This is a genomic window from Methanolobus sp. WCC1 (genome assembly GCF_045690315.1).
Taxonomy (GTDB): Archaea; Halobacteriota; Methanosarcinia; order Methanosarcinales; family Methanosarcinaceae; genus Methanolobus; species Methanolobus tindarius.
In genome coordinates this window covers 2,271,740-2,286,193 of sequence record NZ_CP146979.1, presented here as the reverse complement: position 1 = coordinate 2,286,193, position 14,454 = coordinate 2,271,740, and the positions used below count along the sequence as shown (strand labels likewise).

Sequence of the window (14,454 nt, the reverse complement as noted above, 5' to 3'; positions counted from 1 at the left end):
TGAAATTTATTCCGGTATCAGCTCGTTCAAAGCTGCAATAGCATTCAATGTTCGTGGGTATCCGATATATGGCAAAAGCTGTGTGACTGTGCTGAGGAGTGTTTCCTTATCATTTCCTACATTCAGATTACCCATAATATGTCCTTTTAATTGAGGCTCACATCCTCCCAGCGACAGGAGCATGGAAAAGGTAAGGAGTTCTCTCATTTTTACATCCAGACCCTTTCTGGTGTAGTAATCACCAAAACAATTCGCAGACAGATATTTTTGAATGTGGATCTGATTTTTCGGTGCTGCTTCATACATTTGATCGATAATAGGGCCAAATATCTGCTTCTGTACTTCCAGTCCCTTTTCAAACCGTGTTTCAGGTGAAGTCGTGGACTGACCTTCTAATGGCAGTTCAATCCCTCTGTTTTTCAGTATTTCATTGCTGGCATGGACAAAGTCAACTGCTTTTGCAAATCCCACATATGGTATGGATTGATATACAATCTCCTTAACCTCTATTGGAGTTACACCAATGTTAAGCGCACCTTCGAGCATTACTTTATATTCACTCAAGGTCTGGCTTGCTATCATGGAGCTCAGAATTACCATCATCCTGGTCTTTGTATCCAAATTCCCATAGCTGATAACTTCGTCAAATGTAAAATTATTGAAAACTTCCATAAGTTCCGGATCGGTTGCATTCAAATCCGACTTATTTTCAGGGAATAATTCTTCCAGATTCTTTTTTGCTGTTTCACTTAAACTCATTATTAAACCTCACTTTTATTGTTGGATAATTCAGGAAAAATCTTTACACTGAAATTATCATCCTTTCATGGTAAAAAAAGCAAGGACCTGGTGTGGTCCTATTATAAGGTTGACATGTCAATTACATATCGATAGCGAGCTTCCTTATTTACGACCTTCTCCCATACCTCATTGATCATTTCAGGCTCTATCATCTGAATTTCAGGATAGATCTTGTTTTCAGCACAATAATCAACTACTTCCTGAGTTTCCGGGATTCCACCAATAAGTGATCCATTGAAGTTCACTCTGTTGAAGATCATATTGAAGTTGTTAATCGTGAGTTCTCCGCCAATTGGTTGTCCTACCTGAGTGAAGTATCCGTATGGCTTTACGCAGTCAATGTATGATGACATATCGTAAGCATACGGAACTGTGGATATCATGTAATCCAGTTTACCCCTTAATGGCTGCATGTCTTCTGGTGAGTTTACAACGATAACGTCTGTTGCTCCGAATGCAAGACAATCTTCTTTTTTGCTTTCGCTAGTTGTAAAGGCATAAACTTCGGCACCTTTTGATACTGCTAATTTAATAGCTACGTGTCCCAGTCCACCAATTCCTACAACTCCTACTTTATCTCCTTTTTTGATACTAGCTTTCATTAAAGGTGAATAAGTAGTAATACCAGCACACAGTAATGGAGCAGCCTCCTCAAGTTTAATAGAATCAGGTATCTTTATTGCAAAATGCTCGGTGACAACAATATTCTGGGAATATCCTCCCTGGCTTATTCCGGTCGGTGATGATTCTTCCAGATAACCATAGGTCATTATAGTTTCACCCTTGTCGCAATGATGTTCTTCACCATTGTTGCAGCTTTCACAGTCCATACAACTGTCAACCATACATCCGACACCTGCACGGTCACCTACTTTGAAATTTTTTACGTTCTTCCCGACAGCAGCAACAATACCCACAATTTCATGGCCTGGTACCTGTGGATATTGTTGTGGTCCCCAGTGTCCTTTGATCTGGTGGATGTCTGAATGACAAACACCACAGTATTTAATGTCTATCAGTATGTCACTATCGCCTACAGGTCTTCTTTCAAAAGACCAGGGGGACAATTTTCCTGAATCATCTTTTCCAGCATAACCCTTTGATTGAATATTTTCTGCCATATTTTAACTCCTCTTCTCTACTTTGTAATTTGGAACATCATTTTCGTTTCTAGCTTTTTTCAGAACCTGCATCATATTCACCACCCATGTGATTGAGCAATCAGTCATGTGTATGTGGATGCCGGTAGCTGAATAATAAGCAAACCACGAGTGACTAATCAGTCATTAGTATATTATGTTTGCTGGTATATAAAGATAAGCATATTGGATGCTTTGTCCGAAAAATAGTGTATTTATTGGATAGTTCATACCTTCTACTACGTTAGAAAATGTTTTAAGGAACATATTGAAATAGACTCAAAGATAAATTCAGTGGTTTTGTCAGGATAATGTTGCCACTACTTCTTTATAGTAAGGAAATTATCATTCTTACATAAAAAGGATAAAATTAAAATTATCTTGTGATGTATGGGGTTTCTTAAATGAATATATATCGAACGAAAGAAAAAATAATGTATTTCATTCTAATCCTAACTGTATGTGCAGTGGTAGGATACTTTTCTCATGATTTAGCAAGTGGAATACGTAGTGGAATTCTAATAGGAATCGGATTTGCTTTCATTGGTCCGATGGTTTTTAAGAATATACTTGAAAAACAATAAAATTTCATAATACATTTTATCGGTCTCAACTTATCGGTACATCGGGAGAAACCTGTATCGTTTCAGAAATCCCACCACGAAGCTGGAGATGTTTCCATCTCTGAATCTAACAAAACTGTCTCACCGATCATCGGAGCAATTATGTCCACTTCTTTTTTGTTTGCTTCTTCAATTGCCCTTTCTATTGGTTCATTCCAGGCATGATTAGCCAGTGTAAATGCTCCCCAATGCATCAGCATCATGGTTTCACCGTTGACATCCAGATGAGCCTGTACTGCTTGTTCCGGCACCATATGAATTTCAGCCCATCTCCGGTCATATTGGGCACCTTCCATCAGGGTGATGTCAAAAGGTCCGTATTTGTTTCCAATTTCCTCAAAGTGCGGACCGTATCCTCCATCTCCGCTGGTATATACCCGGTTTTTACTTCCCAGAATTACCCATCCACCCCATAAAGTAGTATCAATGCTGAATAGATCTCTTCCTGAGCCATGTCTTGATGGTGTAAGAGCAACAGTCAAACCCTGATACTCCGCTTCTTCCCACCAGTTGAGTTCTGTGATTTTTTCCTCCGGGATACCCCATCTTATCAGATGAGCACCACATCCAAGAGGAACAAAGAAGTGAGATACTTTGCTGTTTAATTTTACAATGGATTGGTAATCCATGTGATCGTAATGATCGTGTGTTATGAGTACTGCATCAATTGGTGGCATTTCATCAATGATATTCATCATGATATCTTCGGTGTATTCATATCTGTTAATTCCCACAAACGAAACCGGTGAAGCAACAGGACTCAGCATAGGATCGAGCAATATTTTTTTGTCATCAATACTCAGCAGGTAAGCGGAGTGTCCCAACCAGGTCAGACTATCGTTTTTACTGTTCACCTGATTCCAGTCTATCGCAGAAACAGGGATTGGATTTGCAGGATCACGGTTTACGACTTCGGAACCTGAAGAATCATTTGATGATGTATCTGGCGAATCTACGAATACACTTGTTGGTAATTCGTTTACAAAATGTCCGTCGGCATAGTTACTTAATTGTTGATATGCTTCTTTTTGCTCTGATGTTGGATCTCCTCCAAAAGCCGGAGCTACATTCATGAATACTATTATTCCGGCAAAAAACAGAAGCAAAAGCAGGAATGAATGTAATACGACCTTTTTGAGTTTGATCTTTTTTATTTTTTGAATCACAAGAACACCAATTTCTTTAACACCTTGTTTTTATTCTCCACTATAGGATATTACAGAACAATATCTATAATAATTCCTGTTATAATTGCAAACAAAATCGTATATGCCAGATAGATACTGAATTGCCTTTTACCCAGTACTATTTTCACAGCACCAAGATTCGTAATTTTCGTTGCAGGCCCTGTTACCATAAAAGCTGCAGCAGCACCCAGACTCATTCCATGTTGCAGCCATTCCAGTAGTAAAGGAATAGTACCTCCGCCGCATACGTATAAGGGTACTCCTATGGTTGCTGCCAGCAATACTCCAAATCCCTGCTGGCTCCCGAAAAGGCTGGCAAATGCATCAGGGGATACATAACGCTGAAACATTGCTGAAAGCAAGATACCCAGAAAAAAATAAGCTCCTGTTGCCCTGATATTTCTCCAGATATTTTTTATCAGTCGCATCAGCATATTGGGGTCGATATCCCTGTTTTCCGGCAGCACAAGAGTTGAAAAATTGAAAAATCCTTTTTCACGGAAAAATAACCTGACAAAGAGACCGGCCAGAATTCCACAAATAATGCATGAAACTAAACGTATGGAAAAAACAGTTTTCCCAAGAGCGGCACTGTAAATGAGCAGTTGAGGATTGAGCAAAATAGAGCTCATCATGAATGCAGCAAGCCAGTCATCTCTCATTCCTTTTTCAGAGAATGAAGCTGCAATAGGAATAGTACCAAACATACAAAGAGGGGAGGCGATTCCCAGCAGACTTGCCGGAATCACTCCGAATAATCCAAGGCGTTTGTTCTGTATGGAAACGAACAATCTGTGGATTTTCTCTTTCCCAAATACGGAAATTACTGAGCCCAGGATAATACCGAAGACCCAGTATATTGCTATCTGGTTGAACAGGACGCTGGAATAATACCAGAGATATATGACTTCTCTCTGAAGTATGTCAAGCATCCAGATTCACCAATTCATATTCCTGACTACCTATGCCAATTCCTGCTGCATAGTCAAGGATATGTGTACCGTTTCTTGACTCAATCCTCTCAATTACATGTTCTCCGTCAGGTGCTGTGTAAATCTGGTCAACACTAGCCTGATCAAGAGCTACAGGATCAAGGGACGCCATGATTCCTATGTCTTCCATAGTTGGTTCAGCCGGACTGGCAACACAATCACAATCAACAGAGATCCTGTTTAAGACATTTATGTAGGCTACGTTATCTCCAACATCATCCATGAATGCACCATTGGCTTCTGCCATCGATTCCAAAAAATCGTCCTGTGGTGTTTCTCTGAAGGCATCCCAGATCTGACTAACATCGTCATAATTTCCTGCACCATGTACACTTGTCTTTCCATTAGCTGATGCAATACCTATTGCCACATTCTTTAGGGCACCTCCAAAACCGCCCATTGCATGACCTTTAAAGTGAGAAAGAATTAACCATGAGTCATAATTTGAGTAATGTGAACCAACAATGAATTCGTCAAGGTGTTTTCCATTACTTACCGGAAGCGACATTTCACCTTCTTCATCCATTATGTCTGTTGGAGCAATAGCTGTGAATCCATGATCTATCATAACTTGTTTATGCATTGCTGTTTCAGCCCTACCGCCACCGTAAGCAGTATTGGCTTCAACAATAGTACCGTTCACTAACTGAACCAGATCTTTTATAAATTCAGGTCTGAGATAATTGTTATCTTCACTGCCTGGTTCCCCACTATGAAGCTTGACTGCAACATTTCCGGTAAGATCACGGTTCATTGCTTCATAAACTGCAATTAAGCCTTCCGGACTGATGTCAGTGGTCATATAGACTTTAGGAACTTCAGTTGACATGTTATCCTTAGCAGTTGTCATCTGAGAATTTTCTCCTGGATTGTTGCTATCGGCTTCCAGTCTTTCCGAATCAGTTTCTGATGCGCTGTCATCTGTGATGCATCCCGCAATTAAAGAAAACATCAGAATGGAAACAAGCAAAATAGTAGTCTGCTTTCTCATTTTCATTAACTCTCCTTTCTATATGTGCAAATTTTCAATGATTTTTATGAAAGTGTATGCTTCTTAATGTTATATGAGTGACCGGTCACTCATATATGTGGAGAAAAAAATATTATTTTTTGGCAATCCCATTCCATACAACTTGAAATCCATCTTCAATAGCTTTATTCTTATCCTGTGGTTCTGAAAAAAGAATAAATTCTACTATTGTCCTGCTTGACTGATAGAACATTGAAATTATCATTCCTTCAGGGTAATCTCCCAGCTCACCATTTGCTAATCCTTCTTTCACAAGATCATGGAAGAAAATATACTCTTCCATAACTACTTCACGGGTATGGTTTGTGATGTAAGGAGAAGAACAGAACTGTCCTACAAAAAGGAATTCATTCTGGTTTTCCAGCCCCCATTCTACCAGGTTATACCACATTTTCCTTAGTTTTTCCTTATAGTTTTCCTGTATATGGACATCTTTTCCCATTTCACGGCTTAGTTCACCTTTAACCTCAAAATACAGGCCGTTGATGAGATCTTCTTTTGTAGGGAAATAGTTGAATAAAGTGCCTGTGGCTACTCCTGCCTCTTTTGAGATCTGGGCTGTGGATGTACCATGGAAGCCTCTTTCAGTAAAGAGCTTCAGGGCAGCTTCTAAAAGAGCTGCTTTTTTGTCTTCAACCTGTTTTTTCATGGATAATCTCTGGAGTTGACTAATTAGTCATTTTATGTTAATAAAAATGATTTGTTCTATAAATACTTTTTGTATATCTTTGTTCATCTGATTGACTTTTAATTATTCGTACCTCAATGCGTCCACTGGTTTCATTTTTGATGCATTATATGCAGGTATAATTCCTGAAATAATTCCTATAAACATTGCAAGACCGATGCCAAGCAGCATCAGGTCAGGAGCAACTGTCATTCCTGTGGATGAACGTGTCATTGGAAGTCCGAGGTAAGGGAAAAATGATGTCAGTATCAGACTTAAAACAATACCAAGTACTCCTCCCACAAAGCCCACAAGTGCGGAGTTGAAGAGGAATATCATCATAATATCACTATTTTTTGCACCAATAGCCTTCATGGTTCCTATTTCTTTTGTCCTTTCCAGTACGGATGTAAACATTGTATTTGCAATACCCACAGAACCTACTACAAGTGATACACCTGCTATGGCTCCCAAAAATATTGTAAACGATGCCATCATCTCACTGAAGGATTCTGCCATTGATAATGAATCTGACACACTGAAATCACGGTCATCATCATTCATAACATGCCTTGAGATCATGAGTTTCTCTTCGATGTCCTCTACAACCGTTTCAACATTATCCACATCATCAGCTTTTACAACAATACTGTCAAATACGTCCGTTTCAGCATCATCGATGATATCTACTGCAGAATCTATGGGCATAATGATAGCACTATCACTTTCCCCTTCTGCCAGTATTCCTACAACTCTGTAGGACCTTCCTTCAATAGCAAGCAAGCGGTTAAGGCCAATCTCCTGGTCATACATCTCATGAGCTATCCTGTAACCTATGACTACAACGTTATTATCGGTGGCTTCAAGCAATCTTCCGGATTCCAGCTCATAAGTCACAGTATATTGCCAGACCTGAGGATCAACTCCTGTTACAGAAAGGTCTGCAGTTTCACCCATGAAGTAGACTTCCAGACCACTGTCTGCTATCTGGCCATAGATGTAATCAATGTTCTCTACCAGCTTTATCGCCATTATATCCTTATCTGTAAGTTCTGCATCCGAGGATGAAGTGCTGCTTCCAAAGCCACCTCCTCCGCCTCTAAAACCTGACATTGCCTGCGTGTAACCCGGGGTCACTGTGATAAGTGTAAGATCCAGATCAGCTAATCTCTCTTCCATGTCTGCTTCCATACTGTCACTTAGTGCCATTATGGTAACAACTGATCCAACGCCTATTACAATACCTATTATGGTGAGCCAGCTTCTGATCTTACTATGTACCAGGATATTAGTAGCAAGTTTTAGGTAGGTACTTTTTCTCATTGCAGTTTCTTCCCAATTTCATTTCATCCGCTGTTTTTCATTAATTGACTAATTAGTCATTTTAAGTTTAATAAAATTGTACGTATAAATACTTATGCTAAATTCAGATGATTATTCCTAAATAGACTATATCATAATCATCATGGATTCGCAATAAATAGAAAACTATAATATGGATAAAATGTTGTTCTGACTATGGAAGGGCCACTTGGTAAGATATACGGTATGCCGGCAGCGGTACTGCTGGTTGTTGGTATGGTTTTGAGTGCGTTTCTTTTCTATAGTCTCATGAAGGCAGCAGAAAACGGGAACGTACTGATGGTTGTAATTCTTTCAATAGCAATATCCATCGTAGCTTTTGTAATAAGCAGGGCAATCAAGTTCCAGAATATGAAAAAGTTTTGATTGAACTGATTGAACTATTATTCAGGTTCAACGTATTCAATGATCAAATCTGGATTTCCTGCTGACAGCTTGCTGATACATGCCGATGATCGCAAGTAAAATAGACTCCTGCACTTTGACTTTTGCTTTTTCTTTTGAGGTATCGGTCACATTGCTGTATTCTATCATAACCCAGCATTGTTCCAAGTATAAAGTCTTCCTCAGGAGTGTAATCTGAAAGACTTTTATTCCCTATCTTTTTGAGAACACTGATACATCTCCTATCACCAAAAAAGACATTGATCTTTTTATCCGAAGCTTTCTGGATATGATAGTTGACATTCTTTTTTTCAAGCAGGTCAGTTATCTCATTTTCTAAGTCTGTGGTAGAAGTATGTAATATCAAATGCCTCAGACCTTTCTGGTATTCATAGATATGATGGCGTAAAACTTGCATGTTGCCACGCATGTACGAATTTAAAAAATCATCACTTACCTTTTTCACTTGAATACACCTCTTGTTTTTGATACTGTTTATCCGTTTCTTTCAGATGCAAGTTATTCACTTTTCAGAACCTGAGTAATATTCTGCATCATGCCATACTCTGAAATGTCTGAAACGTTGCTGTGTTCTTCTTGGCAGTCTCCAATCCATAATTTTACTCCTTTTAGACTGTTTCTGAAATTTTATTTATTATTTATTTTTTTTGTGTTTGAAGGCTACCATACAACACCTGGAGAAGAGTGTTCTGCTTAAGGAAAATGACCAATCTGGTTGCAATAGATAACCAATTTTTGTTTATTGGCAGGTGTTATGTTGTATGGTAGCAACCCCTACTAGGTGTTGTGAGTATTTATTTATTTTGGTATGCCTAATATTTGTGAAGGTACCTATTGTAAAACTGATATTCTTTTAGATTTAAATACGGCAGGAAACAGGAATATTTGAATCGGATTTGATTTCATCAAAGTCAAAACTCAGAAGATTAGCTACCAGCACGGATAATCAAAAAGCAGCAAAAATGTATAAAAAAGAAACCAAGATAAAGAATGAAGGCAATAATTTCTTACTGAATTCTTTTTCTTGATTCTTCCACTTCGTCAATTATACCTGGATATTCCCTGAACATCACCAGTATGTCAAGGGCTGCAACAAGATCAACAACACCTATAGCACCAATGGCATCCCCGCCGAGTGTTCTTATCGGAGCAACCATGACCGACTTACCCTTGTAAACACCTTCTTTTGGTACTGTCCTGATACTCTGGTTTATCCTCATGACCTCTTCTAGTACCGGACCTGTGTAGTCTCTATCAATTATCATACCTCTTTCCATACGAATTCCCTTGCAATTGAGACTGCGAATCGTAGTCGGTATGCCTATCAGGGCGTGTACAGCAGTTGCTATGGGCTCCAGATCATCAGCCGTGGAATCCGGGCATATATTCAGGCAAATCGAACCATTTAATTCTTCACCGCATGTCATTTTACTCACCTTCTATTTTGTGGAAAGAACCTAATTTTCATATTTAACAGCTGTAATGTATTCATGTGCCGATATGGCTGCAACCGCACCATCTGAGACTGCTGTAACAACCTGCCACATGGAAGTCCTGCGACAGTCACCTGCTGCAAAAATGCCGGAAACAGAGGATTCCATTTTATCATCGGTTACAATGAAACCTGCACCTTTCTTTTCTACATCCACCATAGATGTGTTTGGGTTAATACCAACATAGATGAAAAGGCCATCAATTTCCATTTCAGTCAGTTCATCTGTTTTTGTATTCCTGAGGACCACTTTTTCAACAAGGTCGCTGCCCTTTATCTCCTGAACAACTGTGTCCCAGATGAATGTGATATTCTCTTTATCAAAAGCTCTTTTCTGAAGAAGAGAACAGGCTCTAAGTTCATCACGCCTGTGAACCACATAGACTTTCTCGGCAATATCGGAAAGTATGAGTGCATCGGTAACTGCAGACTCTCCTCCACCTACTACGATGACATTTAGTCCCGAGTAAAAAGGACCGTCACATGTGGCGCAATAGGAAACACCTTTTGTCAGGAATTCATCTTCACCGGGAACACCAAGTCGTCTTGGATTTGCTCCTGTTGCAACGATTACTGCCAGAGCTTCAAAATCGCCGTTGTCAGTGACAATAATCTTTTTGTCACCTTCATCTTTGACGGTTTTTACATCTGCACTTTGGGTTTTGACACCAGTTTGCTCTGCATGCTCCCTGAACTTGTTCATGAGTTCCATTCCTGATATGGAAGGAAAACCGGGGTAATTCTCAACCCTGTCAGCGGTTGCTATCTGGCCGGGGACAACGTTCTTTTCCAGCACAAGGGTATCCAGACCGTAGCGCACGGCATAGATGCCTGCTGTCATTCCCGCAGGCCCTCCGCCAATAATCACAAGATCATACATATTGATCAGCTAGCATCACAAACATTGCTTGCCTGGGCTTTGTCAGGAACTCCTACAAATGCAACCTTATCATCAATGATTGTTGTAGGTATTGAGCGGATCTTGAACTTCTTTGCAAGTTCTTTTCCCTCAGGAGTGTCCAGTTCTACTTCCTCGTACTCAAAATCACACTGTTCCTTAAGTTCGCGCCATATTTTTTTTGCAGTAGGACAAAAATGACACCATTCCGAATGTACTAAAGTAACTTTAACCATATTTTCCACACTCCTTGTATTGGTTATTAATCTATTAGTTAGGAGAGTATATCAAATTAATGACTGTAAAAAGTTAATTATCGCTGTTAACTTACTGTTGAAGCTTGAATCTATAAATTTTCATTTGAAAAAGTATATCACTAATAAACAATATTTTCAATGATGGAGGGATTGATATATCAAGATATTCCATCGATGAGTTTGTAAAGAATACAGGTCAGAAAGATCTTGGACAGGGCAAGTTTGAACTTGAACGTGACAGGATGCTTGAAGTGAACCTTGATGGTCGTGTATGGATCAAAAGAGGTTCAATGGTTGCTTACCTTGGTGATGTAAAATTTACCCGCGAAGGTGTGCTGGAACATGGCCTTGGAAAGATGATGAAAAAAGCGGTTACCGGTGAGGGTGTTTCCCTTACAAAAGCCGAGGGTGCCGGTAAAGTTTACCTTGCAGACGGCGGTAAGAAAATATCCATACTCAACCTCAAAGGCGAGGCAATTTATGTGAATGGAAATGACCTTCTGGCTTTTGAAGAAAGTATCAACTGGGACATCAAAATGATGAAAAAGGTGGCTGGAATGATGGCCGGCGGACTTTTCAACGTAAGGCTTGAAGGAACCGGAATGGTTGCTATTACAACACACTACGACCCGTTGACATTAATGGTAACTCCTGACAGGCCGGTATTTACCGATCCGAATGCAACGGTTGCATGGTCAGGAAACCTGCAGCCTGATATAAAAACGGATATTTCCCTGAAAACACTGGTTGGAAGGTCAAGTGGTGAAAGTATACAGATGGCTTTCAAAGGACAGGGTTTTGTGGTAATCCAGCCTTATGAGGAAATTCCTTACGTAGTTCCAACTGCATGAGTAAATTAAAATCATAAAAAGTTTCCAGTTAGCACTCAATTGATTGGGTGCATACTTTTTATTTAAGTCGTAAGATGTCAGGTATTGACAAGTCCTGCTATTACGACTACTGCCATCAGCATGAGTGTGTACAGGAAGAACATCAGTCCTACCTTTTTGGCACTGATGATTGCATCGTTATTCATTGTTAATCTCCAGCCACTATCAATTATAATTATAGGCTTCAAAAGTATATAATGATTATTAGTTACAACATATCTATATTTGATTGCATATTTCCACATTAATTTAGTAATTTCTACTTACGGGCTTAAAAATTCTGGCTGACCCCCTGCGGAAGATTTCATAAACTTTATATAGAGAATGGTTTGAACTATATGTATCAGACGTGGGGGTGGTCTCATCAGGGCAGATCACCTCAATAGATTCAATCTTAAAAGGTGGTCTGCCTCCCGATCGAATACATGGAACGGTGAGATTAGGATCATAACAACATACACCCCCACATACGATACCCTTTTCCTGTATTCTTTGTAATCTGTAATATTTGGTATTCGGTAAAAACAACTTCCGGATGTACTTGTAAAGAGTTATATTATTTGAATACCATTACGGGGCAGATGAAATTAAAAACGCCAATGTACATGGTAGCAGCAGGGCTCGTTATTATCTTTCTTGTTGCGGGCATATTGTCAATGTGCAATATTGCAGGAATTGACCTTACTGAAAGTGCATGTGATGCAGCAGGAAATCCAACCGGAAATCCTCATACGCTTCCATCTGTCATTTTCAATGTGGGGCTGACCGGAATGTTCATGGTGCTTATCGGAGTTGTATGGACAGTCAAGTCTTATTTCTTCGCATAATCAATTCACATTTTTACTGTTTTTGGGGTCAGCAGTTTCATTGTATTTTGTGAATACAAGTGCAAAATAAAGAAATGCTCCTATCAGGTTAAGAAATATCAGGACCATTGACCAGATTAGTTTTTCATTCTGCCCTTTCACGGGAAATTCAGTTTCATTTCTCTGCAGGCAATCAACAAGCATATTCACCCAGAACGCAAAAAACAATAGTATTATCCCCCAGAGCAATTGGCCAATTTTAAATGTGAAAGGAATTACTATCAGCACAACTAATGCCAGAATTAGCCATTTCATTATTGAATTTACAGCTTTTTGATTAAGTTTCATAATTTTCTTCCCAATTATTTATTCTTGAAATGATGAAATATATCTAAAATTAATAATATTTGATGTAAATTAATTTACAATAACTTTTCGATCAAATGCATATAAGATAGAAAAGGACGTAGAAAAAATAAGATTACAGGTACAGGAATATTCACAAAAACAGATCGCATTCCCTAAATAAATCTCTTATGAAAGAGAATTCATTCAAATTCATTAAACAGTTTACCGGTTTTTGGAATTGAAAATGTAAACTTACTTCCTTTGGAAACTTCGCTTTCAAGCTTAATTGTGCCATCGTGTAGTTCTACTAATTTTTTTACAAGAGCAAGACCAAGGCCTGTACCTTTCTGGTCTTTACTTAAGGAAGAATTTAGCTGTGAGAAAGGGTCAAATATTTTTTCGTGGCATTCAGATGGAATTCCGATACCTGTATCCTCTATCGATATCTCTATTTTATGATCAACTGATTTCCCGGTGACATCTACTGCTCCTTGCTCGGGAGTAAATTTCAGGGCATTGCTAATGAGGTTCAACATAATTTGTTTTAGCTTACACATATCTCCCTCAAAAGTGATGTTGTTTTCTTCCTGTTTAAAATTCAGATTAATCTCTTTGTACGAGGCTATAGGATATACCATGTGTTCTATTTCTTTTAATAGTTCGTTCATATTGACCTGTTCGAGACTAAGTTCCATCTTTCCGGCTTCCACTTTAGAAATATCAAGTAAGTCATTTATAAGATTAAGCAGATGTTTACCACTTTCTTCTATATACCCCATATAGCGCCTTTGCTCTTCATTCAATTCGCCGGTCTCTCCCCTTTCCATTGCTTCAGAAAATCCTATTATGGAAGTAAGAGGCGTTCGCAGCTCATGACTCATATTTGCAAGGAACCAGCTTTTAGTATTGTTTGCTTCCTCTGCTGCTTTCATTGCATTGACAATAGCCTTTTCTGCATTTTTGCGCTCTGTTATGTCATTGAACGTTATGAGTATCATAGGAGTTTGTTCATAAATGCTGAAGAATCCAAAGTGTTCCTTGATCTCTTTTCTCCCTCTCATCTCCATGTAAAGTATATTTCCCTCCCTGCCTTTAAAACGCAGTTCCAGCGTTTTATCTTCAGGTTTTTTAAAAAAAGCCTTAAAACGGGACATATATGCAGACCTGTCTTCCTCTACAATATACTTTGAAAGGGGATTACACATATTCTCACATTGTGAAAGATCGATAAGCTCGCAAAGCAACTGGTTAGCCTTTCGGATCATTCCGTTCTCATCCAGTAGTGCATAGCCAATGGGGGCCCGATGGAACAATTGGTAATAACTCTCTCTCTGGAGAACAAGTTCCTCCTGTGATCTTTTCAGTTCCTCATTCTGAAGTTCCAGTTCTATCTGGTGCACACGTAGTTCATGAAGGATTGCCTGTATGTTTTCATCAGGATTTTCTTTTACATTTTCCTCCTTTTCCAGCTCGTTAAGTCTTGTGTGTGCTTCTTTTTTCAAATCCTCTAAGCTCTTATCCATATAAGTGCCCCATTTCGATTATCAATTTTCAGAT

Annotated in this window: 16 protein-coding genes; 3 read left to right on the top strand and 13 right to left on the bottom strand. The window is 39.0% G+C overall.

From position 1 onward, the window contains the following. Positions 1-6: 6 nt before the first annotated feature. From V7O61_RS10765 to V7O61_RS10735, 7 genes are all read right to left on the bottom strand, one after another. On the bottom strand, positions 7-759 hold the full coding sequence (locus tag V7O61_RS10765; protein ID WP_407281820.1) for a carboxymuconolactone decarboxylase family protein: 753 nt from the start codon (positions 757-759) through the stop codon (positions 7-9). A gap of 101 nt (positions 760-860) precedes the next feature. Further along, complete coding sequence (locus V7O61_RS10760; RefSeq protein WP_407281821.1) at positions 861-1,922, bottom strand: NAD(P)-dependent alcohol dehydrogenase; 1,062 nt, start codon at positions 1,920-1,922, stop codon at positions 861-863. Between the two features lie 664 nt (positions 1,923-2,586). Beyond that, complete coding sequence (locus tag V7O61_RS10755) at positions 2,587-3,729, bottom strand: MBL fold metallo-hydrolase (protein WP_407281822.1); 1,143 nt, start codon at positions 3,727-3,729, stop codon at positions 2,587-2,589. A 50-nt stretch (positions 3,730-3,779) separates the two neighbouring features. After that, the gene (locus V7O61_RS10750; protein WP_407281824.1) at positions 3,780-4,682 is read right to left on the bottom strand and encodes a permease; all 903 of its coding nucleotides are present in this window, start codon (positions 4,680-4,682) and stop codon (positions 3,780-3,782) included. Then, a complete protein-coding gene (locus V7O61_RS10745; RefSeq protein ID WP_407281826.1) occupies positions 4,675-5,739 on the bottom strand; it encodes a DUF362 domain-containing protein in 1,065 nt (354 codons plus the stop codon). Before V7O61_RS10745 ends, V7O61_RS10750 begins: the two co-directional genes overlap by 8 nt. A gap of 106 nt (positions 5,740-5,845) precedes the next feature. Then, complete coding sequence (locus V7O61_RS10740; RefSeq protein ID WP_288067876.1) at positions 5,846-6,421, bottom strand: TetR/AcrR family transcriptional regulator; 576 nt, start codon at positions 6,419-6,421, stop codon at positions 5,846-5,848. Between the two features lie 102 nt (positions 6,422-6,523). Continuing rightward, positions 6,524-7,762 (bottom strand): ABC transporter permease, encoded by a 1,239-nt coding sequence (locus V7O61_RS10735; protein WP_288067878.1) that lies wholly within the window; start codon positions 7,760-7,762, stop codon positions 6,524-6,526. A 195-nt stretch (positions 7,763-7,957) separates the two neighbouring features. On the opposite strand from V7O61_RS10735, the gene V7O61_RS10730 reads away from it, so the two are divergent. After that, entirely contained in the window at positions 7,958-8,167 is a 210-nt protein-coding gene (locus tag V7O61_RS10730) for a hypothetical protein (protein WP_407281828.1), read from the top strand. 43 nt (positions 8,168-8,210) lie between these two features. Here the strand turns inward: V7O61_RS10730 and V7O61_RS10725 are convergent, their stop codons facing one another. The 4 genes from V7O61_RS10725 to V7O61_RS10710 form a co-directional block, all read right to left on the bottom strand. Next, positions 8,211-8,603 (bottom strand): DUF2023 family protein, encoded by a 393-nt coding sequence (locus V7O61_RS10725; protein WP_288067881.1) that lies wholly within the window; start codon positions 8,601-8,603, stop codon positions 8,211-8,213. 610 nt (positions 8,604-9,213) lie between these two features. Further along, the gene (locus V7O61_RS10720) at positions 9,214-9,633 is read right to left on the bottom strand and encodes a DUF2111 domain-containing protein (RefSeq protein ID WP_023845978.1); all 420 of its coding nucleotides are present in this window, start codon (positions 9,631-9,633) and stop codon (positions 9,214-9,216) included. 30 nt (positions 9,634-9,663) lie between these two features. Next, positions 9,664-10,578 carry a thioredoxin-disulfide reductase gene (trxB, locus tag V7O61_RS10715; RefSeq protein WP_288067882.1) on the bottom strand — a complete coding sequence of 305 codons (915 nt, stop codon included), beginning with the start codon at positions 10,576-10,578 and terminating at the stop codon, positions 9,664-9,666. Between the two features lie 5 nt (positions 10,579-10,583). Further along, complete coding sequence (locus V7O61_RS10710) at positions 10,584-10,832, bottom strand: thioredoxin family protein (RefSeq protein ID WP_023845980.1); 249 nt, start codon at positions 10,830-10,832, stop codon at positions 10,584-10,586. A gap of 176 nt (positions 10,833-11,008) precedes the next feature. On the opposite strand from V7O61_RS10710, the gene V7O61_RS10705 reads away from it, so the two are divergent. Beyond that, a complete protein-coding gene (locus V7O61_RS10705) occupies positions 11,009-11,704 on the top strand; it encodes an AIM24 family protein (protein ID WP_048135417.1) in 696 nt (231 codons plus the stop codon). A gap of 620 nt (positions 11,705-12,324) precedes the next feature. After that, positions 12,325-12,570 (top strand): hypothetical protein, encoded by a 246-nt coding sequence (locus V7O61_RS10700; protein ID WP_023845983.1) that lies wholly within the window; start codon positions 12,325-12,327, stop codon positions 12,568-12,570. Here V7O61_RS10700 and V7O61_RS10695 read toward each other — a convergent pair whose 3' ends face one another. After that, complete coding sequence (locus V7O61_RS10695) at positions 12,571-12,897, bottom strand: PLDc N-terminal domain-containing protein (protein ID WP_407281831.1); 327 nt, start codon at positions 12,895-12,897, stop codon at positions 12,571-12,573. Between the two features lie 200 nt (positions 12,898-13,097). Further along, the gene (locus V7O61_RS10690) at positions 13,098-14,420 is read right to left on the bottom strand and encodes an ATP-binding protein (RefSeq protein ID WP_407281832.1); all 1,323 of its coding nucleotides are present in this window, start codon (positions 14,418-14,420) and stop codon (positions 13,098-13,100) included. Positions 14,421-14,454 lie beyond the last annotated feature (34 nt).